The organism is Microbacterium sp. SD291, assembly GCF_017355365.1.
GTDB lineage: Bacteria > Actinomycetota > Actinomycetes > Actinomycetales > Microbacteriaceae > Microbacterium.
Genome location: NZ_JADIJR010000002.1, coordinates 39,827 through 61,792 on the forward strand (window position 1 = coordinate 39,827; position 21,966 = coordinate 61,792).

A 21,966-nucleotide genomic window follows, 5' to 3' on the forward strand; every position below is an offset into this window, starting at 1 on the left:
ATCCGCACACGGTACCCGGGGAGGGAGCACGATAGCGTAGGGAGGTGATGTCACGCGATGGTCAGGGGCGAGGGCCGCTGTACCGGCTCTACAGCAGCCGGCTGCGTCGGCACCTCGACCCCGCATCCGTGCCGCACCACGTCGCGATGATGATCGACGGGAACCGACGCTGGGCGCGTCAGCTCGGCTACTCCACGCCTGCCGAGGGTCACCGCGCCGGTGCCTCGAAGATGCGCGAGTTCCTCGGCTGGTGCGACGAGCTCGGCATCCGCGTCGTCTCCCTGTACCTGCTCTCCAGCGACAACCTGCGAAAGCGCGATTCGGCTGAACTCGCCGACCTGATCGAGATCATCGCCGAGCTCGCCGAGGCGCTCTCACGGGAGGGCAACTGGCGGGTGCAGCATGTCGGACGCTCGGACATCCTCGCTCCCGAGCTCGCGCGCGTGCTCGCGGATGCCGAGGAGCGAACACGGGATCACACGGGGCTCCACGTCAACCTCGCCGTCGGGTATGGCGGCCGCAACGAGATCGTCGACGCCGTCCGCAGCATCATCACCGCGCACCAGGCCTCGGGCGGGACGATCGAGGACCTCGCGGCGCACCTCACCCCCGAGATGATCGGCGAGCACCTCTACACCGGAGGCCAGCCCGACCCCGACCTCGTGATCCGCACCAGCGGAGAGCAGCGGCTCAGCGACTTCCTGCTCTGGCAGAGCGCGCACAGCGAGTTCTACTTCGTGGAGGCGCTCGGGCCCGACCTCCGTCAGGTCGATTTCCTCCGCGCGATCAGGGACTACGCCGACCGCGACCGGCGCTTCGGGCGCTGAGCTCGCTGGACCTGGCTGCGGGGACTCGGTCCGCGAGCCGTCCGAAGGGCATGCCAGAATGACGCCGTGAGCACTTTCGACGACTACCTCGCCACTTTCGACAGCGAGCCGGGCTACCTGAACTGGGCCGCGTTCGGGCCGCTGTCGCCGTCGGTGCGCGAAGAGGTGTTCGCGGACGCCGACCTCCTCGGCAGCGGCAGGCCCTCATCGCTCGCGCTGGTGGGCGAGCGCATCGGCCAGGCGCAGGAGCTCGTCGCGGAGCTCCTGGGCTCCGAGGCCGCGGACGTCACGATCCAGCCATCGTCCACGCACGGCCTCATGCAGGCGCTGTACGGGCTGAGCGGTGCGGTGATCGCGGGCACGGGCGAGTTCCCGAGCGTGAGCCTCACGCTCGACCGCGCGGCCGCAGCCTCGCACGGTGCGCTCACCGCGCGATGGATCACGCCGGACGACGGCCGGGTGACGCCGGATGCCGTCGCCGAGGCCCTCGACGACGAGGTGACCGCGCTCGTGGTGAGTCACGTCGACTTCCGCACCGGGTACCGCGTCGACCTGGCGGCGCTGCGCGAGCTGCTGGGACCCGATCGTCTGCTGATCGTCGACGCCGTGCAGTCCTTCGGCATCCTGGAGGAGGACTGGACGGCCGCGGACGTGGTGGCCGGTCACGGGTACAAGTGGCTCCGAGCGGGGCGCGGCAGCGCGTTCGCCTCGTTCTCGGCACGGGCGCGGGAGCGCATCGCGCCGGTGCTCAGCGGCATCACCGGCACGACCGCCAGCGGGCTCTTCATGGACGAGTTGCCGGCGCCGACGGCATCCGCCCAGGCCTACACCGTGAGCATGCCGGACACGCTCGCCGCAGGGCGGCTCGCCATCGGGGTGCGCGACATGCGAGACGCCGGGGTGGCCGCGATCGAATCGCGCCTCGCGGAGAACGTCGACGCCGTCCTGGAGATCGCCGATCGCCGCGGCATCGCCGTGATCTCGCCGCGCGAGCGATCCGAGCGGGCGGGGATCGTCGCGCTCGCACCGGAGGAGCCGGCGCGGCTCGCCGCGGCGCTCGCCAATGCCGGGCTCGTCGTCACCGCGCGCGGGTCGTCGGTGCGCGTGGCGCCGCACGCGGGGACGGACTCCGGGACGCTGCAGCTCCTCGACGACGCGCTCACGGCGTTCGGCTACGAGACGTTCACCATCGCGTAACAAGATCGTGGCGTGTCGAGTCGCGGCAATGTCCGCCGCTGGTCGTACGTTCTAGGCATCGGGCAAGGAGCCCGGTCGGGTCGGCCTCAGGTTGACGACTCGTGACCCCCTGGTCGACTCGTTCGAATAGCCGGGATTCCCCGGGTCGGGAGTGGGTCGTGACCACACGTACAGCGCAGCAGGCCACCAGCACCGCGCAGCAGTCAACCCGTAAGACGCCGAGGCGAGCATCGTCCGGAGGCCCTGATCAGGACCTCCGCACGTACGTGCTCGACACCTCTGTCCTGCTGAGCGATCCGCAGGCGTTCTTCCGATTCGCCGAGCACTCCGTCGTGCTCCCGGTGGTCGTCATCACCGAGCTCGAGGGCAAGCGCCACGACCCCGAGATCGGCTACTTCGCGCGGCAGGCGCTGCGTCACCTCGACGACCTCCGCGTCGAACACGGCAGGCTGGATTTCCCGGTCGAGGTCGGCGAGGGCGGCACTCTGCGCGTCGAGCTCGCGAACACCGACGCCTCGGTGCTGCCTGCGGGTCTGCGCCTCAGCGACAACGACACCCGCATACTCTCCATCGCCATGCACCTCGCGCAGAACGGTCAGGACGTCACGATCGTCTCGAAGGACCTCCCGATGCGCGTGAAGGCGGCGTCCCTGGGCCTGCGGGCCGAGGAGTACCTCGCCGAGCAGGCGGTCGACTCTGGCTGGACGGGCATCACGACGCTCGATCTCTCCGGCGACGAGATCAGCGACCTGTACGAGAGCGAGGTCGGGATCAGCGAGGATGCCCGCGGACTGCCGGTGAACACGGGGCTGATCATCCACTCCGAGCGGGGCTCGGCACTCGGACGCGTGACCGGGGACGGCGAGTACAAGCTGGTGCGCGGAGACCGTGAAGCCTTCGGCATGCACGGCCGATCCGCCGAGCAGCGCATCGCGATCGACCTGCTGCTCGACCCCGACATCGGCATCGTCTCGCTCGGCGGGCGCGCCGGCACCGGCAAGTCGGCCCTCGCCCTCTGCGCGGGTCTCGAGGCGGTGCTCGAACGGCAGCAGCAGAAGAAGATCATCGTCTTCCGGCCGCTGTTCGCGGTCGGCGGGCAGGAGCTCGGATACCTTCCCGGTGACCAGGGCGAGAAGATGAGCCCCTGGGGGCAGGCGGTCTTCGACACGCTCGGCTCCGTGGTCTCCGGCAACGTCCTGGAGGAGGTCGTGGAGCGCGGGATCCTCGAGGTGCTCCCGCTCACGCACATCCGCGGCCGCTCGCTGCACGACGCGTTCGTGATCGTCGACGAGGCGCAGTCGCTCGAGCGCAACGTGCTGCTCACGGTGCTGAGCCGGATGGGACAGAACTCCCGCGTCATCCTCACCCACGATGTCGGACAGCGCGACAACCTGCGGGTCGGCCGCCACGACGGCGTCGCCAGCGTGATCGAGACGCTCAAGGGTCACGACCTGTTCGCCCATGTCACGCTGATGCGCTCCGAGCGCTCCGCGATCGCCGCGCTCGTCACGGAGCTCCTGGAGGGTGCAGAGCTCAGCTGAGAGCGGGGGAGGACGGCGGATGCCGCGGCATCCGCTGTCCTCGTCTTTCTCCACGTGCGCCGGGTCGTACCGCTCCGGGGGCGCGCGGCGCGACGCCCGCGTCCGACCCGGGGAAAGACGGATGCCACGACCCGTGAGGGCCGTGGCATCCGTCGTCTGAGCGTGGCCGGGGCTCAGCCCGGGTGGGTCATCGAGAGCAGGTCGAGCTTCTCGTCCAGCTGCTCGATCGTGAGCTCGCCGCGCTCGACGTAGCCGAGCTCGATCACGGCGTCGCGCACCGTGATGCCGTTGGCGACCGAGTGCTTGGCGATCTTCGCCGCGGCCTCGTAGCCGATGAGCTTGTTCAGCGGGGTGACGATCGAGGGGCTCATGCCGGCGAAAGCGGCGGAGCGCTCGAGGTTGGCCTGCAGCCCGTCGACGGTCTTGTCCGCCAGGACGCGCGAGGCGTTCGAGAGGAGCCGGATCGACTCGAGCAGCGCCGTGCCCATCACCGGGATGGCGACGTTCAGCTCGAACGAGCCGGATGCTCCGGCCCAGGCGACCGTCGCGTCGTTGCCGATCACGCGTGCGCAGACCATTAGCACGGCCTCAGGGACGACCGGGTTGACCTTGCCGGGCATGATCGAGGAGCCGGGCTGCAGGTCCGGGATGTGCAGCTCGCCGAGGCCGGTGTTGGGGCCGGAGCCCATCCAGCGCAGGTCGTTGTTGATCTTCGTCAGGGAGACGGCGATCGTCCGGAGGGCGCCGGACGCCTCGACGAGTCCGTCGCGGTTCGCCTGCGCCTCGAAGTGGTCCTTCGCCTCGGTGATCGGGAGCTCGGTCTCGGCCGCGAGCAGCTCGATGACCTTCTGCGGGAAGCCGAGCGGCGTGTTGATGCCGGTGCCGACGGCGGTGCCGCCGAGCGGGACCTCCGCGACGCGGGGGAGAGCCGACTGCACGCGCTCGATGCCGAGACGCATCTGGCGGGCGTAGCCGCCGAACTCCTGGCCGAGGGTGACCGGAGTCGCGTCCATGAGGTGGGTGCGGCCGGACTTGACGGCGTTCTTCCAGAGTTCGGCCTTCGCCTCGAGCGCCACGGCGAGGTGGTCGAGCGAGGGGATGAGCGTGTCGATGAGCGCCTGCGTGACCGCGATGTGCACCGAGGTCGGGAACACGTCGTTCGAGGACTGCGAGGCGTTCACATGGTCGTTGGGGTGCACGTTCGCGCCGAGGATGCGGGTCGCGAGCGTTGCGAGCACCTCGTTCATGTTCATGTTCGACGAGGTGCCGGAGCCGGTCTGGTACGTGTCGACCGGGAATTCTCCGTCGTGGTCGCCGGCGGCCACGGCATCCGCGGCCTGGGCGATCGCGTCGGCGATCGCGCCGTCGAGGGTGCCGAGCTCCTTGTTCGCCAGCGCCGCGGCCTTCTTGATGCGGGCGAGGGCGGCGATCTGCGTCGACTCCAGCCCCTTGCCCGAGATCGGGAAGTTCTCGACGGCGCGCTGCGTCTGCGCGCCGTACAGCGCGTTCACGGGCACCCGCACCTCACCCATGGTGTCGTGCTCGATGCGGAACTCGGTATCGGTCATTCCGAACCCTCCTCGGTTGCGGGGTCGATCCCCCGGATATGCGTGTCTGGTGGTGCTGTCGGGGTCAGTGGGCGGCGTCGAGGCCGACGGTGATGACGGGCACGGCGGTGCCCTCGGCGAGACGGTAGTTGGCGCCGACGATTCCCAGCCGGCCCTGGGCGACGGCGTCGCTGATCAGCTCCGACGACTGCAGCAGGTCGCCGACGGTGTTGCGCAGGTGCTCACGGCCGACGAGCTCGGCGTCGATGTCGGCGACGGTGGTGCCGCCGTTCTCGACCAGCACCTTGCGCGCGGCGGGCACGATCGGGGCGATGAGCTTCCAGATGTGCGGCGGCAGCGGCGTCGCATCGATCGCGGTGCCGTCGATGGCGGCCTTCACCGCGCCGCAGGAGTCGTGCGCGAGGACGACGATCAGCGGCACGTGCAACACGGCCACCGCGTATTCGAGGCTCGCCACGATCGACTCGCCGATGACCTGCCCGGCGTTGCGCACGACGAACAGGTCGCCGAGGCCGAGGTCGAAGATGATCTCCGCGGCGAGGCGGGAGTCCGAGCAGCCGAACAGGGTCGCCACCGGGTTCTGCGCCTCGGCGATGCGGTGCCGTCGGGCGACATCCTGGTTCGGATGCGCCGGCTCGTCGTTCACGAACCGGCGATTGCCGTCCTGCATCTTCTGCCAGGCGGCTGCGGGGGTCAGCGCGTGGGTCATGGGGCCTCCGACATGGTGCGGATCTGGGGGACGAGGGATTCTGCGAGCTCTGCCGTGGAGTCGGCCGTGCGGGAGCCGTAGAGCAGCAGGTAGTCGTCGCCGGCCTGCGTGCCGATCGCGTAGGTCACGTTCTGCTTCGCTCCGGCGTTGCCGACCTCGAAGACGTCCCACTCCAGGCCGCCGATCGAGACCGAATCCGTCGGCGCGATGCCGTTCAGGCGCTGCGGCGCCCAGGCGGAGTCGGCGTCGAACGCCTGCGCGAGCCGGATGAAGCCGCGCTCGTCCTCTGCCTCAGGCGCCAGTGTGACATCCCAGACGACGGTCGCGCCGCCCGACAGCTCTGCGACGTTGACGCGCCAGAAATCGCCGAGCTCGGGCACGATCACCGGGCTCTCCATCGTGGACTCGACGTCGGCGGCGATGCCGGCGAGATCGATGCTCGGTGCGGATGCCGGCTCGCCGCGGGGCACCGCGAAGACGATGACGGCGACGATCGCGAGGGTCACCACAAGCGCGGCGATCAGGTTGCGCACGTTCTGGCTCGACCGGTAGGCGCTGCTGAACGCCGCCTTGCGTGCGGCGGTCTCCTCAGGAGTCTCCGGCCGGCCGAGCTCCGCGACGACGGGGGCGGGCTTGTCCATCACTTTGCGCCGTCCGAGGGATCGGAATCGGATGCCGCCGCACGAGCCGCCTCGAGCCGGCGCTTCGCGCCCAGCAGCCACTCCTCGCAGCGGGCCGCGAGTGCCTCGCCGCGCTCCCAGAGGGCGAGCGACTGCTCCAGGGTCGGTGCGCCCTGCTCCAGCTCGGACACGACGCGGACGAGCTCGTCACGAGCGGCCTCGAAGGACAGCGTCTCAACGGGGGTGTCGTTCTGCGCGCTCACCCCTCCATCCTACGCGCTGAGCGGAGCGGCCCTGCCCTCGTGCGGGTGCGCAAGAACGCCTCCCGCACGCACGCACGTCAAGAGCCCTCGGGGATCTCGCCCTCGGATCGAGCGGCCACCGAGCCGCGGTCGACGGTGATCGTCAGGCTGCTGCCGGCCGGAGCATCCGCCGCGTCGCGCAGGATGACGCCGCCCTCCAGATGGGCGATCGCATAGCCGCGCGCCAGCGTGGCGGCAGGCGAGAGGGCTCGCAGCGAAGCCCGGAGCTCGGTGGTCTTGCGGCCGGCGACGTCCATCTGCCTCGTCACCGTGTCGCGTCCGCGGGAGAGCAGCAGCCAGAGCTCCTGCGCCCGCGACTCGATGATCGGATCGGGTGAGCGGAGCACAGGGCGGGAGCGCAGCTGCTCCAGCTGCGCGATGTCGTGCGAGAGCCGCTGGGTCAGCCGGGTGGTCGCGCGCGAGCGCAGCTGGGCGACCAGTGCTCGCTGCTCGCTGACGTCGGGGACGACGCGCTTCGCGGCATCCGTCGGCGTCGAGGCACGGAGGTCGGCGACGTCGTCGAGAAGAGGATGGTCGTTCTCGTGCCCGATCGCGCTGACGACCGGGGTGGATGCCGCGGCCACCGCGCGCACGAGACGCTCGTCGCTGAACCCGAGCAGGGTCTGCGGGTCACCGCCGCCGCGGGCGATGATGATGACGTCGACCTCGGGGTCCGCGTCGAGCCGGGCCAGGGCGGCGAGCGTGTCCGGGACGCACCGGTCGCCCTGGACGGCCGCATACTCCGTGCGGAAGCGCACCTGCGGCCATCGGAGCTCGGCATTGCGATGGACGTCCTTCTCGGCATCCGATCGCTCACCCGTGATGAGCCCGATCACGTGCGGCAGGAACGGCAGCCTCTTCTTGCGTGCCGGATCGAAGAGCCCCTCCTGGCGGAGCTGCGCCCGCAGCTTCTCGAGCCGCTCCAGCTGGTCGCCGAGCCCGACGTGCTTCATCGCGGACACGGCGAAGCTGAAGTCGCCCGCCTTGACGAAGTAGTCGGCCTTCACCGCGGCGACGACGTGGTCGCCGACGCCGAGGTCGCCCGGGATGCGCGCGCGCACGCTCGACCAGATCCGGATCGAGATCTGCGCGTCGGAGCGGGTGTCCTTGAGACGGGCGAAGATGTTGCCTGCGCGCACGTTCCACGACGTGATCTCGCCCTCGACCCAGACCGTGTTCCACCGCGCGATGAAGTCGCGGATGGTCGCGTTCAGGCGCGCGACGGAGGTCGGGGCGTCGGCGGTGGAGTCGCGAGGCGCCACGGCATCCGCCGGCGGAGCCTCCCCCGGCGCGGTCGCGGCTTCGAAGACTGTCATTGCTCGGTCCTTCCCGGTCCTGCCCAGGTTCGCGGCGGTAGAATCCAGAGGTGACTTCAACTGCCGTTCATCTGCCTGTTCCGCGTATGCCTCGAGTGCGTGCGGCGGCAGGACGGCTTCAGGATAACCCGGTGGACGGACACAAGCGGGTTCTGCTCGCCGCTCCGCGCGGATACTGCGCGGGTGTCGACCGTGCGGTCGTGGCGGTCGAGAAGGCGCTGGAGCGCTACGGTGCGCCGGTGTACGTGCGCAAGCAGATCGTCCACAACATCCACGTCGTCACCGAGCTCGAGGAGAAGGGCGCGATCTTCGTCGAGGAGGTCGACGAGGTCCCCGAGGGCGCGCACGTCGTGTTCAGCGCCCACGGCGTCTCCCCGGCAGTCGTCGACGCGGCATCCGACCGCGGTCTGCACGCGATCGACGCGACGTGCCCGCTGGTGACGAAGGTGCACCGCGAGGCGGTGCGCTTCGCGCGGGACGACTTCGAGATCCTGCTGATCGGCCATGAGGGGCACGAGGAGGTCGAGGGCACAGCAGGCGAGGCGCCCGACCACGTCACGATCGTGAACTCGCCCGCCGAAGCCGACACCGTGCAGGTGAAGGACCCGTCGAAGGTCGTCTGGCTCTCGCAGACCACCCTCTCCGTCGACGAGACCATGGAGACCGTCAACCGTCTCCGCCTGCGCTTCCCCGACCTGCAGAACCCGCCATCCGACGACATCTGCTATGCGACGCAGAACCGTCAGGTCGCGATCAAGAAGGTCGCAGCCGGAGCCGATCTCGTGATCGTCGTCGGCTCGTCGAACTCCTCGAACTCGGTCCGCCTGGTCGAAGTCGCGCTCGAGTACGGCGCGAAGGCCGCCTACCGCGTCGACTACGCGGAGGAGGTCAAGCAGGAGTGGCTCGACGGCGTCGAGACCGTCGGCGTGACCAGCGGGGCATCCGTCCCCGAGGTGCTCGTCCGGGAGGTGCTCGAGGCCCTCGACGGCGCCGGGTACCACGACGTCGAAGAGGTGCGCACGGCGGAGGAGGACCTCATGTTCTCGCTCCCCAAGGAGCTGCGCCAGGATGCCGCGGGCCAGCGCGATGCGCGCGCCCTCGGCGGACGGGCCGCGGGCGCCTGAGTCGGAGAGCATCCGATATCTGGATCAGATCCAGTATTTCTCGCGCAAGGCCCTGGCGCTTCGGCAGGCGCTTTCCTATGATCGGGATCAGTAGTCGTGCGTGCAGATGGACTACCGGCCGGAGGTGTGTCCCCAGCACTCCGCTGACCGGCTGGATGACGAGCGCTTCCGATGCTCCGAATCCGCGGCCCCGAGGACTCCCCAGACCTCCGGGGCCGCCATCGCGTCGGGCCGCTGTCATCGTGCGGGGCTGGGAACGGCTCCTAAGCGGGGCCGTTAGCATGGCGGGATGACCGATCAGCGGCCCCAGTACGGCGAACTCGCGACACCCGAGGAACAGCGCAGGGCCGCGGGGCTGCCTCCGCTCGACGAGGTGCAGCCGCTGCCGGAGCAGGCGACGCCGGCTCAATCCGTCGCGCCGGCCGCCGCAGTCCCGGAAGCCCCCGTCTCCTCCGGCTCGCGTCCCGTCGACCGCCTGGTGACGATCGCGCTCCTCGCCTACGGCCTCGTGAACGTCGTGATCACCGGCCTGTCGTACCTCGACTTCTCGACCGTGATGGACCAGGCCATGAACACGCTCGGGATCGAAGGGGAGTTCACCAACTTCGCGCAGGGCAGGACCTGGGGCACGATCGCCGCCGTCGTCCTCGTGATCGGCTGGTCGCTCACCGCCATGCTCGCGATCCGCCGGCTGCGCCGCGGACGACGCAGCTGGTGGGTGCCCCTGGTCGGCGCGGCGGCGACGCTGCTCCTCACCTCGATCTGCGTCGCCGTGCCCATGCTCGGCGACCCCGCCTTCCTGGACTACGTCTCGAAGGCGTCAGGCAGTTGAGTCGTCTCGTCGCGGTCTGCGCGGTGCATGAGCTGCGCCCGGACTCCGGCACCGTGGGCACGACGGCGATCGACAAGCGTCAGGTCGACGGCGCGGTGCGTGTCGGATCGTACGGCGTCTACGCCGACGTGCAGGCGGATCGCAAGCACCACGGCGGGCTGGACAAGGCGCTGTACGCCTACGCGCAGGAGGATGCGCTGTTCTGGTCGGACGAGCTCGGTCGCGAGCTGCCACCCGGTTGGTTCGGCGAGAACCTGCGAGTCGAGGGCATCGACGTCAACGCGGCGCTGGTCGGCGAGCAGTGGCAGATCGGATCGAGCCTGATCGTCGAGGTCACGATGCCGCGCACACCGTGCCAGACCTTCGCCCGCTGGGTCGGTGGCGACGACGAACGCGGCTGGGTGAAGCGGTTCTCGCAGGCCCGTCGGCTCGGGCCCTACCTGCGGGTCGTCAAAAGCGGCAGAGTGCAGGCCGGCGACGAGATCGTCGTGCTGCATCGTCCGGAGGGTGCGCCGACCATTCTGGACATCTACCGGGGACCCTGAGCCGCGGCCGGACCCGGCGAGGCGTCGGTGCACATGAGAACGCCCCGGCCGATCGGCCGGGGCGTGCTCATGCGATCGTCGCCGACCGTCAGCTCTTGGACTGGCCGTGCGAGCCGAGCTGGCGGGTCGACTCGACGACGCGAGCGGCCATCGCGGACTCCGCGACCTTGCCCCACGCGCGCGGGTCGTAGAGCTTCTTGTTGCCGACCTCGCCGTCGACCTTCAGGACGCCGTCGTAGTTCTTGAACATGTAGTCGGCGATCGCGCGGGTGTACGCGTACTGCGTGTCGGTGTCGATGTTCATCTTGATGACGCCGTTCGCGACCGCGAGCGCGATCTCCTCGTCGGTCGAGCCGGAGCCGCCGTGGAAGACGAGGTCGAGCGGCTTCGCACCCGTGCTGTACTTCGCGGCGACCTCGGCCTGGATCTCGCCGAGGAGCTCGGGACGCAGCTTCACGCCACCCGGCTTGTACACGCCGTGCACGTTGCCGAAGGTGAGAGCGGCGATGTAGCGGCCCTGCTCACCGAGACCCAGCGCCTGCACGGCCTGGTCGACGTCGGCGAACGTGGTGTAGAGGGCCTCGTTCGAGCCCTCGTGCTGGACGCCGTCCTCTTCGCCGCCGACGACGCCGATCTCGACCTCGAGGATGGCGTTGATGCTCTTCATACGGGGGAGGAGCTCCTTCGCGATCTCGATGTTCTCCGCGAGGGGAACGGCCGAGCCGTCCCACATGTGCGACTGGAAGATCGGGTTGCGACCGGCCTTGACCTCTTCCTCGGAAGCGGCGATCAGCGGCTCGACGAAGCCCGCCAGCGCGTCCTTCGGGCAGTGGTCGGTGTGCAGCGCCACGGTGACGGGATAGTTCTTGGCGACCTCGGTCGCGTAGCGGGCGAAGGCGAGTGCGCCGGTGGCGCGGGCCTTCACGGTGTGGCCCGCGAAGTAGTCGGCGCCACCGGTCGTGACCTGGATGATGCCGTCGGAGCCGGCCTCGGTGAGGCCCTGCAGGACGGAGTTGATCGTCTGCGAGCTGGAGACGTTGAAAGCGGGGTACGCGAAGCCGCCGGCCTTCGCGCGGTCGAGCATTTCTGCGTACTGGTCCGGGGTGGCGACGGGCATGAGAACTCCTGCGGTAGGGGAAGCCGGGACAGCAGTCACTCTATCGGGGAGCGCCGCCGGATGCCTTCGGCGTGACGCCGCGGCACCGGTGCTCCTGCACCTGCGTTAAGAAACGTGATTCCTTCGGCGGAATCATCCCGTAAACCGGCGAGATCGCGCACGTCGCTGGATAGGCTGGCCGCATGGTGAGTCTGACAGCCGATCTGAGTCCTCTTCGTCCCGACCGCAACCTCGCAATGGAGCTGGTGCGTGCGACCGAGGCGGCATCGATCCGCGCGGTGCCCTTCATCGGCCGCGGCGCCAAGGAGGCCGCCGACGGTGCGGCCGTCGACGCCATGCGCGCCTTCCTCGGCACCGTCGCCTTCCAGGGCCGTGTCGTGATCGGCGAGGGGGAGAAGGACAACGCCCCGATGCTCTTCAACGGCGAGGTCGTCGGCACCGGCACCGGTCCGCTGTGCGATATCGCCGTCGACCCGATCGACGGGACGTCGCTGACCGCTGCCGGCCGCCAGAACGCGCTGTCGGTGATCGCCGTGTCGGATCGCGGAACCATGCTCGACGCGTCCAGCGTGTTCTACATGGACAAGCTCGTCACGGGCCCTGCAGGGGTCGGCGTCGTCGACATCCGCCTGCCCGTCGGCGAGAACATCCGACGCCTCGCGGGTGCACTCGGCAAGCCGGTCGACGAGATCGTCGTCTCGGTGCTGAACCGGCCCCGCCACGAGAAGCTCATCCAGGAGATCCGCGACGCGGGCGCCGGAACGCGTCTCATGAGCGACGGCGACGTCGCCGGCGGCATCAACGCCGCGCGTCACGGTGCGCGCACCGACATGTGCGTGGGCGTCGGCGGCAGCCCCGAGGGCATCGTCACGGCGTGCGCGATCAAGGCGCTCGGCGGCCACATCCAGGGTCGCCTCTGGCCTCGTGACGACGACGAGCGCCAGCGCGGCATCGACGCGGGCCTCGACATGGACAAGGTGTACGAGGCGGACGACCTCGTCCGGGGCGACAACACGATCTTCGTCGCCACCGGTGTCACCGATGGACAGCTCGTCGCGGGTGTGCGTCGTGAGGCGGGCTACATCTACACCGAGAGCGTCGTGCTGCGCGGTGCCTCCGGCACGCTGCGTCGCATCGCCTCGGAGCACCTCGTCTCGAAGTGGCTCTGACGCTCCTCCCGCACGGCTGATTCACGGTTCATCGTTACCGACTCGGTACGCCGCGTTCGCGCGCGTGCCGGGGTCTTCCCGAGGCGACGTGTCACAATTGTGAGTGGATTTGTCGCCGTCGACGGAGCCGCCAGGCACCGCACGGACAGGAAGGCGAGCAGATGACATCGCAGCACGCGAACGGCTCGAAGGCCGCACCCGCGAAGATCGTGACGACGAACACCGGCCGCATCCTCCGGGTGAACCCGGGCGACACGGTTGCGCCTGCCCCGCCCGCTCCGGCACCCGGCGCCCACCCCGTGGTCATCGACCCTGCTCGCCGCACGGACGTGCTCTTCCGGGTGCGACGTGACGAGGGACACGAGCCGAGCGCGTGGTGGATGATCGGTGCATTCCTGGTGACGAGCGCGCTCGTCATCCTGCTGCTCAGCGGCGTTCCCGGCGTGGCCTGACCGCCCCAGGTCGCACTCGCGCGCTGCCCCGGTCACACCCGGTCGCGCACGTCTCCGACGTCGGCGCGGAGCGCTGCGGCATCCGCCGGTTCATCGCCGACGAGTTCGGATGCGGTGAACTTCCGCGTCTGCGCCGTGATCGCCGGAGGAGCCCCTTCCAGTGCAGAGACGTCGATGCCGGGGAACTGCCTCGCCGTGACCAGCACGCGGCTCTCCAGCGAGCCCGCGAACTTGTTGTAGCTGTCGACCGTGCGCTCCAGCGCCCGCCGCAGGTCGTCAGCGTGCCCCGCGAGCACTCCGAGACGGTCGTAGAGCTGCGTGCCCAGGTTCAGCAGGGCTCGCGCCTCGGTCGAGACCTCCTGCTGCGTCCAGGTGTACGCGACGGTCTTCAGCACCGCCCAGAGGTTGACGGGCGAGGCGAGTGCCACGCGCCGGCTGAATGCGTAGTCGAGAAGAGTGGGATCCTCGTCGATCGCGGCGGCGAGCAGCGATTCGCTGGGAAGGAAGCAGATCACGAACTCCGGGCTCGCGTCGAGGCCCGACCAGTACGCCTTCTTCGCCAGGGCGTCGATGTGCGCACGAACCGCCTTGACGTGCTTCTGCATGTGCGCGCGGCGCTGCGCCTCGTGCGCGTCACCGCCGGGCAGCGCAGAGGCCTCGAGATAGGCATCGAGCGGAACCTTCGCATCGACGGCGATCGACGTGCCGCCGGCGAGACGGATGACCATGTCCGGCCGCCCCTGGCCGCGGTCGGATGAGATCGTGGCCTGCAGGTCGAAGTCGACGTGCCGGGTGAGCCCCGCCGCCTCCACGACGCGCCGCAGCTGCGTCTCGCCCCAGACGCCCCGCGTGGCCGTGGAGCGGAGGGCGCCGGCCAGCGACTCGGTGGTCGCGCGCAGCGCCTCATCGGACTCCTGCGCCCGTCGGAGCTGCTCGGCCAGCGAGCCGAACTGGGCATGCCGCTCCTGTTCGATGGCCGTGACCTTCTGCTGCATCTGCTGAAGGCTCTCGCGCACGGGCGCGAGGGCCGTGAGCACTGCGTTCTGCTGCTGCACGCGAAGCGCCTCGGCGCGCTGCTCCTCGCGCGTGTGCTCCACCGCGTCGCGGTACAGGTCGTACTGCCGATCGCGATCGTCCCGCGCGGCGGCGAGCTCGGCCTGCGCGCGGGCGAGATCGGCGGCCCCGCGCGCCGAGCGCAGGAACCAGCCCGCGGCGGTCCCGGCGGCGAGGGCCAGGAGGAGCAGCACGATCATCAGAGCATCCATGACTCCATGGTGCGCCCAGCCTCCGACATTCGTCCGACGGCGCGGTGCGCGTCGCGCACCGGCCGGGGAAAGTCAGGCGACGGCGCGCTCGGGCGTCGCGACCGCGGGCTCAGTGATGCGCAGGCTCAGCGCTCCGGCAAGGGTGAAGACGTCGGATGCTCCGGCGCGATGGGCCGCGTCGATCACGATCTGCGCGCAGGCGCGTGCGTCGGCGAGGGCGTCGTGGTGCGAGAACTCGGCGAATCCCGCCGCAGCTGCCGCCTTCGGCAGCCGGTACGAATCGAGGTCATAGGTCTTGCGGGCGACCTGCAGGCTGCACAGCGAGCGATACGGCGGGCAGATGTCGCCGGTCGCCTCGGAGGCGCGGCGCAGCACGTTCAGATCGAAGCCGGCGTTGTGCGCGACCAGCACGTCGGCGCCGGCGAAATCGCAGAGCCGGTCGAACTGCTCCGACCAGGTCGCGGCATCCCGGACATCCTGCGGGCGGATGCCGTGGATCCTGACGTTCCACTCCTGGAACTCGTCGTGCCCTGCGGGCGGCTGGATCAGCCAGCCGGCGGTGGCGACGACCTGCCCGCCGCGCACGCGGACGAGTCCGACGGAGCAGGCGGAGGCGGGGCTGGAGTTCGCCGTCTCGAAGTCGATCGCGGTGAAGTCCAGTGGCACATCCCCACTTTCTCCCGGTGTCCCATCCTCGCCGGCCAGGCGCGCCGATCTCGGGGCGAGCCGCTGCGGAGCGGTCCGCAGTCAGCGACGCTCGGCGCCGACGATGCGCCAGGCGCGCTCGGAGTGTCGGTAGCGCGGCGCGAATCCATGGCTCTCGAGCACCTCGACCATCGACTCGGGGGAGTGCACGAATCCGCGATACTCATGACCGAGAACGCGGCACCACGTGTTCACCGCGGCCACACCGGCGCGGGTGGTCCAGGTCCGCGGAGGATGGCTGAAGACGATCGCGCGCCGCGCGTGTTCAGCAGCGGCGCTGAGCAGTCTGGCGTAGTCGGGATAGCAGCAGACGACGCGATGGAGCACGACGAAGTCTGCGCGGCCCACGGCGCCGGGGGCGGCGGCGATATCGACGCCGAGCATCCGCTCCGCCCGTGCGCCGAGACCGGCCTCGTCCAGCAGCCGTCTCGCCTCGCGCTCGTACGCGCCGGACAGCTCGAGATTCGTCGTCTTCGCGGCACCCCGCTTCAGGAGTTCCAGCTGGATGTCGCCGATGCCGCCGCCGATCTCCAGGATCGACGCGCCCTCGACGCCGGCGGCCGAAGCGAACTCCACCATGCGCTGCGCCGTCGGAGTGAGACCCCGGCGACGGTATTCACGCGCGAGCCGCCGGGCGAATCGGTCGTCGAACTCGCGATCGTAACCGCCTGGCGTGCGCGAGGCGCAGCAGTCGTCCATCACTCCAGTATGCGACGTAGGCTGGCGACATGGGTGATGAGCGTGCGACGTCGTTCGGCGCCGAGGCGGGGAGCTACGAGGCGGGCCGTCCCGAGTATCCGTTCGAGGCCGTGGCCTGGATGCTGGAGACTATGCCGGAAGGCGTGAGACGGATCGCGGACGTCGGTGCAGGGACCGGAAAGCTCACCAGAGCACTCGCGAATGCGCCGGATGCCGAGGTCGTCGCGATCGACCCGGATCCGACGATGTTGGCGGCACTGCGAGACCGCGTCCCCGGCATCCCCACTTTCGCCGGGACGGCGGAGCATCTTCCCCTGCCCGATGCGAGCGTCGACGCGGTCGTGCTCGGCCAGGCCTGGCACTGGGTCGACCCCGTGGCGGCGTCCGCGGAGATCGGCAGGGCCGTGCGCCCGGGCGGAGTGCTCGGACTGATCTGGAACATCCGCGACGAGCGCGCCGACTGGGTGCGGCGCCTCACCGAGATCATGCACAGCAGTCCGGCGGAGAACATGGTGAACGGCCCGCACGGGCCTCAGGTCTCTGAGCCGTTCGGCGAACTCGAATCCGGGTCCTGGGAGTGGAACCGGGCGATGAGCCGGACGGAGCTGCACCAGATGGCGTTCTCGCGCAGCTACCTCATCACTGCTGCGGAGGATGAGCGGACGCTCATCCGGCGGCGCATGGACGATCTGTTCGACGAACTGGGTCTCGGCGACGGCACGATCGACTTGCCCTACATCACGACGGCGTTCCGCACGACACGGAGCTGAGCGGATGCCCCTGAGTCCACAGAGTCGGGGCATCCGCGCCAGGTAGACTCGTACCCCGTGGCTCTCACTATCGGCATCGTCGGCCTGCCCAACGTCGGCAAGTCCACCCTTTTCAACGCACTCACCAAGAACGACGTGCTCGCGGCGAACTATCCGTTCGCGACGATCGAGCCGAACATCGGCGTGGTGAACCTGCCGGACCCGCGACTGAACAAGCTTGCGGAGATCTTCGGCAGCGAGCGCATCCTCCCCGCCGCGGTGTCGTTCGTCGACATCGCCGGTATCGTGCGCGGTGCGAGCGAGGGCGAGGGCCTGGGCAACAAGTTCCTGGCGAACATCCGCGAGGCCGATGCGATCGCTCAGGTCGTACGCGGCTTCGCCGATGACGACGTCGTGCATGTGGACGGTGCGGTGAACCCGGCATCCGACATGGAGACGATCAACGCCGAGCTCATGCTCGCCGACCTCGAGACCGTGGACAGGGCGATCACCCGCTACGAGAAGGAAGTGCGCGGCAAGAAGGTCGAGCCGCTCGTGCTCGAGACGGCCGTCGCCGCGAAGGACGCGCTCGAGCGCGGCATCCTGCTCTCCGTCTCGGGTCTCGACCTCGCACCGATCCGCGAGCTGGGCCTGCTGACCTCGAAGCCGGTCATCTTCGTCTTCAACGTCGACGAGGGTGTACTGACGGATGCTGCGCGCAAGGAGGAGCTCGCGGCCCTCGTGGCGCCGGCGAAGGCCATCTTCCTGGACGCGAAGATCGAATCGGAGCTCATCGACCTCGACCCGGAGGATGCCGCAGAGCTCCTCGCGTCGACCGGTCAGGAGGAGTCCGGCCTCGATCAGCTCGCCCGCATCGGATTCGACACCCTGGGCCTGCAGACGTACCTGACCGCGGGGCCCAAGGAGGCTCGCGCCTGGACGATCGGCAAGGGCTGGAAGGCGCCGCAGGCCGCGGGCGTCATCCACACTGACTTCGAGAAGGGCTTCATCAAGGCTGAAGTCGTCTCGTTCGAAGACCTCGTCGAGACCGGCTCCGTCGTGGAAGCCCGCGCCAAGGGCAAGGCCCGCCTCGAGGGCAAGGAATACGTGATGCAGGACGGCGACGTGGTGGAGTTCCGGTTTAACGTCTAGTCCTCTCGCCAGGGCACCTGTCACAACACTACCGTTTTCGGTATAGTTGTGACATGGCTACTGACGTCAAGTACCGGGACATCGTGCGCGAGGTGGCGCTCGATCACTATGGCTATGTCACCACTCGGGATGCGGTCGAGGCTGGCGTGCCTGCCGTTGAGTTGCCCAAGCTTGCCGCTCGTGGCGGCGTGGAGCATGTTGCGTACGGTCTGTACCGCGTACCTGAGGTTCCTCCTACGAGACTCGACAAGTTCGCTGAGGCGCTCCTGCGCGCTGGTGAGACGGCGTACCTCCACGGCGAGTCGGTGCTGGCAGTATTCGGGCTCGCCAACGTGAACCCTCGGCGCATCAAGGTGGCGGTTCGCAGGCGCGCGCGCCCGGCGCTGCCAGCATTCGTCGAGTTGACGCAGCGGAGCGGTGACGTGAGCACCACGCTCTACGAGGGGCTCGAGTCGCAGACCGTCGCCGATGCGCTCCTCGAGTGCCGCGGACGCATCGAGACTGAACGTCTCCTGGAAGCCGCTAGGCAGGCGCGAGCAGAAGGCTTGCTCACCACTGTCGAATGGCAGCGGGTGGTGAAGGGGCTTCGACAGTGAGATATGCAGGTGCGCCGACGAGTGTGCGCTCTCTGGAGCAGCGGATCCGCAACCTCGAAGGCGACGATGGGCTGGCGCTGCGTCGCCGGGTCAGCATGGCGTTGGTTGTCGTAGGCCAGATGCTTCCCGGAGGGGTGGTGAAGGGTGGCAGTTCGATGGCGCTGCGCTACGGGCGTGGAACGCGCTTCACCCAGGACCTCGATGCCGCACGTGTGCAGACGCTTGCCTGTTTCCGTCAGGAGTTCGAAGAAGCGCTGGTGCGCGGCTGGGCGGGTTTCACTGGTCGTTTGATCGAGAGATCGGCACCGCGGCCGCCAGCTGTTCCGACCGCGTATGTCATGCAGCCCTTTGACGTGAAGCTCGACTATCGGGGCAAGTCGTGGTGCTCAGTGAAGTTCGAGCTCGGTCACAACGAGATCGGCGACGCCGACGAGCCTGAGTTTCATCTCGCGGGCGACTTGGCTGAGCTCTTCACCGAGGTCGGTTTGGAGTCGCCGCGGCCGGTGCCGGTGATGCGCGCCGACCACCAGATCGCACAGAAGCTGCACGCGGTCTCCGGCGAGTCGAGCGAACGCGCCCGGGACCTCGTCGACCTTCAGTTACTCGATGCGGATGAAGGGCTCGATCTGGAGCAGGTGGCTGTGACGTGCGCACGGCTCTTCGGCTATCGGCGGCAGCAAGTGTGGCCTCCGACCATTGTCGCGGGAGCGAGCTGGGGCTCCCTGTACGTTGAGGCCGCGGACGGACTGTCTGTTCTGCCCTCTGCTGCGGAGGCCGTTGCCTGGGCCAATGACTTCGTCCGACGCATCGCAGCGGCAGGCTCAAAGGATGTCCTGTGACCGGGGATGTATCGATTGCCGTGACCGACGTCGGAGGCGATGGCCCTAACCTGATCTTGCTGCATGGTCTCGCTGGCAGCTCGCGGGAGATGCTGCCGACCGCCGTAGCACTCCGTGACGAGTTCCGGGTGCTGCTCATGGATCAGCGGGGGCACGGCGCGAGCACTCGACGACCAGCGGATCTGTCCCGGGATGCCTATGTCCGTGACGTCACCGAGGTCATCGAGCGCTATGCGTCTGGCGAGCCGAGCATCCTCGTCGGCCAGTCGATGGGTGCGCACACGGCATTCCTCACTGCTGCCGCGCGCCCGGATCTTGTCGGACGCCTCGTCATGCTCGAGGGCCATGTCGCTGGCAGCGAAGACCCAGGTGAGGCAGTCTCGCTGGGGCGGTACTTCGCGTCGTGGCCGGTGCCATTCGCAGACGAGGACGCGGCACGCTCCTTCCTCGGATCGGATGCGGTCGTCGATGCGTGGATCGCCGACCTCGAAGCGACCCCCGATGGGTTGCGCCCGCGCTTCGACGCCGACGTCATGGAGCGCACCATTGAGACAGTGCACGAACCGCGCTGGGACGATTGGGAAGCGCTGCAGATTCCGACACTCGCGATCTTTGCAAAGGACGGGATGTTCACCGATGCGGACAAGGGCGAGTTGATCCGCCGACGGCCATCGACCGACCGGATCGACCTCGCTGCCGGCGGCCACGATGCACACCTCGATGCGTTCGATCTCTGGATCTCTGCGCTTCGAGGATGGCTGCTTCGCACCGACGATCGCGCCGAGACGTGATGATGTTCCGCAAGCAACGAAACTCGGTGGAGTTCCGCTTCAACAACTGACCGCGTTCGACTAACGCCTAGCGTCAATAACGCATCTCGTTATACCCTTGTCTCGTGATCAGATCGTTCGGCAGCAAAGACACCGAACGCATCTGGCATGAGCAGTACGTCAAACGAATCGACCGGACCGTCCAGCGGGCAGCCCTGCGGAAGATGGAGCTGATCCATGCGGCGAAGGATGTCGAGGATCTCCGGATCCCGCCAGGGAACCGGCTGGAGCAACTCGCCGGTGATCGGCGTGGGCAGCACAGCATCCGGGTGAACTCCCAGTGGCGTCTCTGCTTCGTATGGGGACAAGGAGGTGCAGAAGATGTCGAACTCGTCGACTACCACTGAGAGCGAGCTGATCGAGCCGATCCATCCGGGGGAGATCCTGATGGAGGACTTCATCGACGGCTTCGGGATCACGCAGAACAAGCTGGCGGTATCGATCGGAGTGCCACCGCGGCGGATCAACGAGATCGTGCACGGCAAGCGCGGCATCACGGCCGACACGGCCATCCGCCTCGCGAAGTACTTCGGCACGTCCGAGGAGTTCTGGATGAATCTGCAGTCGCACTACGAGCTGCGGATCGAGCGGCGGGCGCTCCGCGACAAGGTCTCGGAGATCACACCCCTGAAAGTCGCCTGAACGGCGGCCTTCTCAGACGGGACGGCACCCTTCACGGAGTCCGAAGCAATCCTGCCGGTGCAGCGAATTTTTGAAGTGAGCACTATGCGCTCTGCCGTCGCAGTTGCGAGTGTGTGTCGCAGAGAGTCCAGATCCATCCGCGGAGAGTGACCTGCTGGCCAGGGGCGCCGCATTCCTCGCAGATGTTGGTGCTCTCGTCTTCGGCGTTGTGGATGATCTCGTTGAAGGTCATCTGGCTGTCGATGTCGTCGATGTCTTCCGGGCGGGCGTAGTAGCGGAGGGTCCCATATTTGGTCTTCCATTGCTCGACGGCGTATCCGGGTGAGAGGTGAGCGAGTTGCGCGTCGAGGCGGGTGATGAGGTCGAACCAGCCGGGGCCGGCCTCGATGATCTCGCCCCAGCCGTCCGCGATGCGGTCGGCGATCGCCTGGACCGGCGGAGGCAGTCGCTCATCCATGTCAGAGTTCCGTGGGTGCGTCGGCAGCGATCGAGTCGCTCTCGTTGATGAACGCGAGGAAGTGCTGGCCCTTCGCGGAGGTACGGGATTCGAAGATGCCCTGACGGTAGAGATCTCGTGCCTGGAGCCAAGCTCTGGGGTTGGTGAAGTAGTGCAGGAGCCAGATGTGGAGGGCGTCGAACTCATCGACGAGGCGAGTGAACTGCTCTCGTTCGGTGGCGGCGAAGGGCGCCCAGCTGCCGCCGTTCGCGACCGCGGCAGCGAGGCGCTGCCGCTTCTGCTGGCTCGCCGTCTCTGCTGAAGCCCGTTGCGCCCGGGTGACTGCCGCGATGAACTCGTGTTGGCGCTGCGTCTGCCGGCTTTCGAGGGCGTGCGCGAGCGTCTCGGCCGCGAGCGGCCCGAGGACGGGGATCATCGACAGCGCTGCCTTTCCTGCGAACGCGAGTGTGTCCTCGTCTTCTTCCCGAAATCCATGCCCGGCCAGGCCCGTTCATCGAACGGGCTTTTTTTATGCCCGTAGGCCCCATAGCTCCGCAGCTGATCTCAGCCGCGGTTCTCGCTCGCCCATTGGCGAGCACCACCCTGAGGGGAGGTCGCTTGATGACGTTGCTCAACGACATCACGGCGCTCTTCGCTTCGCTGACAGGTCTGGTTCTTGCTGCGAACCAGACCATCTCTGCTCCGCAAGCCGAACGGCAAGCCGAAGCGCAAGG

At 68.6% G+C, this 21,966-nt stretch carries 26 protein-coding genes; 15 read left to right on the forward strand and 11 right to left on the reverse strand.

Translation table 11 applies throughout. The features are described 5' to 3' along the window. Positions 1 to 47 precede the first annotated feature (47 nt). The 3 genes from IPV10_RS01600 (at position 48) to IPV10_RS01610 (ending at position 3,565) form a co-directional block, all read left to right on the forward strand. A complete protein-coding gene (locus IPV10_RS01600; protein ID WP_207480009.1) occupies positions 48 to 827 on the forward strand; it encodes an isoprenyl transferase in 780 nt (259 codons plus the stop codon). 66 nt (positions 828 to 893) lie between these two features. Next, positions 894 to 2,024, forward strand: a complete 1,131-nt coding sequence (locus IPV10_RS01605; RefSeq protein ID WP_207479720.1) for an aminotransferase class V-fold PLP-dependent enzyme — start codon at positions 894 to 896, stop codon at positions 2,022 to 2,024. Between the two features lie 158 nt (positions 2,025 to 2,182). Further along, the gene (locus IPV10_RS01610; RefSeq protein ID WP_207479722.1) at positions 2,183 to 3,565 is read left to right on the forward strand and encodes a PhoH family protein; all 1,383 of its coding nucleotides are present in this window, start codon (positions 2,183 to 2,185) and stop codon (positions 3,563 to 3,565) included. A gap of 173 nt (positions 3,566 to 3,738) precedes the next feature. Here the strand turns inward: IPV10_RS01610 and IPV10_RS01615 are convergent, their stop codons facing one another. The 5 genes from IPV10_RS01615 to xseA all read right to left on the reverse strand — a co-directional run bounded on the left by IPV10_RS01615 (position 3,739) and on the right by xseA (position 8,080). Then, on the reverse strand, positions 3,739 to 5,133 hold the full coding sequence (locus IPV10_RS01615) for an aspartate ammonia-lyase (RefSeq protein WP_207479724.1): 1,395 nt from the start codon (positions 5,131 to 5,133) through the stop codon (positions 3,739 to 3,741). A 64-nt stretch (positions 5,134 to 5,197) separates the two neighbouring features. Continuing rightward, a complete protein-coding gene (locus tag IPV10_RS01620; protein WP_207479726.1) occupies positions 5,198 to 5,842 on the reverse strand; it encodes a carbonic anhydrase in 645 nt (214 codons plus the stop codon). Next, entirely contained in the window at positions 5,839 to 6,483 is a 645-nt protein-coding gene (locus IPV10_RS01625) for a DUF4245 family protein (RefSeq protein ID WP_207479728.1), read from the reverse strand. The genes IPV10_RS01620 and IPV10_RS01625 overlap by 4 nt, the downstream gene beginning before the upstream one ends. After that, complete coding sequence (locus IPV10_RS01630; RefSeq protein ID WP_207479730.1) at positions 6,483 to 6,725, reverse strand: exodeoxyribonuclease VII small subunit; 243 nt, start codon at positions 6,723 to 6,725, stop codon at positions 6,483 to 6,485. The genes IPV10_RS01625 and IPV10_RS01630 overlap by 1 nt, the downstream gene beginning before the upstream one ends. Before the next feature lie 77 nt (positions 6,726 to 6,802). Beyond that, entirely contained in the window at positions 6,803 to 8,080 is a 1,278-nt protein-coding gene (xseA, locus tag IPV10_RS01635; protein WP_207479732.1) for an exodeoxyribonuclease VII large subunit, read from the reverse strand. Between the two features lie 86 nt (positions 8,081 to 8,166). Here xseA and IPV10_RS01640 point away from each other — a divergent pair, with 86 nt between their 5' ends. The 3 genes from IPV10_RS01640 (at position 8,167) to IPV10_RS01650 (ending at position 10,581) form a co-directional block, all read left to right on the forward strand. Beyond that, the gene (locus IPV10_RS01640) at positions 8,167 to 9,204 is read left to right on the forward strand and encodes a 4-hydroxy-3-methylbut-2-enyl diphosphate reductase (RefSeq protein WP_207480011.1); all 1,038 of its coding nucleotides are present in this window, start codon (positions 8,167 to 8,169) and stop codon (positions 9,202 to 9,204) included. Between the two features lie 289 nt (positions 9,205 to 9,493). Next, positions 9,494 to 10,036, forward strand: a complete 543-nt coding sequence (locus tag IPV10_RS01645; protein WP_207479734.1) for a DUF6264 family protein — start codon at positions 9,494 to 9,496, stop codon at positions 10,034 to 10,036. Next, positions 10,033 to 10,581, forward strand: coding sequence for an MOSC domain-containing protein (locus IPV10_RS01650; RefSeq protein ID WP_207479736.1), 549 nt, complete (start codon positions 10,033 to 10,035; stop codon positions 10,579 to 10,581). The genes IPV10_RS01645 and IPV10_RS01650 overlap by 4 nt, the downstream gene beginning before the upstream one ends. Before the next feature lie 88 nt (positions 10,582 to 10,669). On the opposite strand, the gene fbaA is transcribed toward IPV10_RS01650, so the two are convergent. Then, positions 10,670 to 11,698, reverse strand: a complete 1,029-nt coding sequence (gene fbaA / locus IPV10_RS01655) for a class II fructose-bisphosphate aldolase (RefSeq protein ID WP_207479738.1) — start codon at positions 11,696 to 11,698, stop codon at positions 10,670 to 10,672. A 182-nt stretch (positions 11,699 to 11,880) separates the two neighbouring features. On the opposite strand from fbaA, the gene glpX reads away from it, so the two are divergent. Both glpX and IPV10_RS01665 read left to right on the forward strand, forming a co-directional pair. Beyond that, positions 11,881 to 12,867, forward strand: coding sequence for a class II fructose-bisphosphatase (gene glpX, locus IPV10_RS01660; RefSeq protein ID WP_207479740.1), 987 nt, complete (start codon positions 11,881 to 11,883; stop codon positions 12,865 to 12,867). A 161-nt stretch (positions 12,868 to 13,028) separates the two neighbouring features. Beyond that, positions 13,029 to 13,319 carry a hypothetical protein gene (locus IPV10_RS01665; protein ID WP_207479743.1) on the forward strand — a complete coding sequence of 97 codons (291 nt, stop codon included), beginning with the start codon at positions 13,029 to 13,031 and terminating at the stop codon, positions 13,317 to 13,319. Positions 13,320 to 13,351: 32 nt separating this feature from the next. Here IPV10_RS01665 and IPV10_RS01670 read toward each other — a convergent pair whose 3' ends face one another. From IPV10_RS01670 to IPV10_RS01680, 3 genes are all read right to left on the reverse strand, one after another. Next, the gene (locus IPV10_RS01670; protein WP_207479744.1) at positions 13,352 to 14,584 is read right to left on the reverse strand and encodes a DNA recombination protein RmuC; all 1,233 of its coding nucleotides are present in this window, start codon (positions 14,582 to 14,584) and stop codon (positions 13,352 to 13,354) included. Between the two features lie 72 nt (positions 14,585 to 14,656). Beyond that, positions 14,657 to 15,250, reverse strand: a complete 594-nt coding sequence (locus IPV10_RS01675) for a 3'-5' exonuclease (protein WP_207479746.1) — start codon at positions 15,248 to 15,250, stop codon at positions 14,657 to 14,659. A gap of 81 nt (positions 15,251 to 15,331) precedes the next feature. Next, positions 15,332 to 15,988: a bifunctional 2-polyprenyl-6-hydroxyphenol methylase/3-demethylubiquinol 3-O-methyltransferase UbiG gene (locus tag IPV10_RS01680; RefSeq protein WP_207479748.1), complete on the reverse strand. Its 657-nt coding sequence runs from the start codon at positions 15,986 to 15,988 to the stop codon at positions 15,332 to 15,334. A gap of 29 nt (positions 15,989 to 16,017) precedes the next feature. Between IPV10_RS01680 and IPV10_RS01685 the strand changes: the two genes are divergently transcribed. The 7 genes from IPV10_RS01685 (at position 16,018) to IPV10_RS01715 (ending at position 20,796) form a co-directional block, all read left to right on the forward strand. After that, a complete protein-coding gene (locus IPV10_RS01685; RefSeq protein WP_207479750.1) occupies positions 16,018 to 16,758 on the forward strand; it encodes a class I SAM-dependent methyltransferase in 741 nt (246 codons plus the stop codon). Positions 16,759 to 16,815: 57 nt separating this feature from the next. Continuing rightward, positions 16,816 to 17,889, forward strand: a complete 1,074-nt coding sequence (gene ychF / locus IPV10_RS01690) for a redox-regulated ATPase YchF (protein ID WP_207479752.1) — start codon at positions 16,816 to 16,818, stop codon at positions 17,887 to 17,889. 53 nt (positions 17,890 to 17,942) lie between these two features. After that, complete coding sequence (locus tag IPV10_RS01695; RefSeq protein WP_207479754.1) at positions 17,943 to 18,485, forward strand: type IV toxin-antitoxin system AbiEi family antitoxin domain-containing protein; 543 nt, start codon at positions 17,943 to 17,945, stop codon at positions 18,483 to 18,485. A gap of 23 nt (positions 18,486 to 18,508) precedes the next feature. After that, positions 18,509 to 19,324 (forward strand): nucleotidyl transferase AbiEii/AbiGii toxin family protein, encoded by an 816-nt coding sequence (locus tag IPV10_RS01700; protein ID WP_207479756.1) that lies wholly within the window; start codon positions 18,509 to 18,511, stop codon positions 19,322 to 19,324. Continuing rightward, the gene (locus IPV10_RS01705; protein ID WP_307861026.1) at positions 19,321 to 20,115 is read left to right on the forward strand and encodes an alpha/beta hydrolase; all 795 of its coding nucleotides are present in this window, start codon (positions 19,321 to 19,323) and stop codon (positions 20,113 to 20,115) included. Before IPV10_RS01700 ends, IPV10_RS01705 begins: the two co-directional genes overlap by 4 nt. A gap of 104 nt (positions 20,116 to 20,219) precedes the next feature. After that, the gene (locus tag IPV10_RS01710; protein WP_207479758.1) at positions 20,220 to 20,501 is read left to right on the forward strand and encodes a type II toxin-antitoxin system RelE/ParE family toxin; all 282 of its coding nucleotides are present in this window, start codon (positions 20,220 to 20,222) and stop codon (positions 20,499 to 20,501) included. Then, positions 20,476 to 20,796 (forward strand): HigA family addiction module antitoxin, encoded by a 321-nt coding sequence (locus IPV10_RS01715; protein ID WP_207479760.1) that lies wholly within the window; start codon positions 20,476 to 20,478, stop codon positions 20,794 to 20,796. The genes IPV10_RS01710 and IPV10_RS01715 overlap by 26 nt, the downstream gene beginning before the upstream one ends. An 82-nt stretch (positions 20,797 to 20,878) precedes the next feature. Here IPV10_RS01715 and IPV10_RS01720 read toward each other — a convergent pair whose 3' ends face one another. Next, positions 20,879 to 21,253, reverse strand: coding sequence for a hypothetical protein (locus IPV10_RS01720; RefSeq protein ID WP_207479762.1), 375 nt, complete (start codon positions 21,251 to 21,253; stop codon positions 20,879 to 20,881). Position 21,254: 1 nt separating this feature from the next. Next, a complete protein-coding gene (locus IPV10_RS01725; protein WP_207479765.1) occupies positions 21,255 to 21,668 on the reverse strand; it encodes a hypothetical protein in 414 nt (137 codons plus the stop codon). Between the last annotated feature and the right edge of the window lie 298 nt (positions 21,669 to 21,966).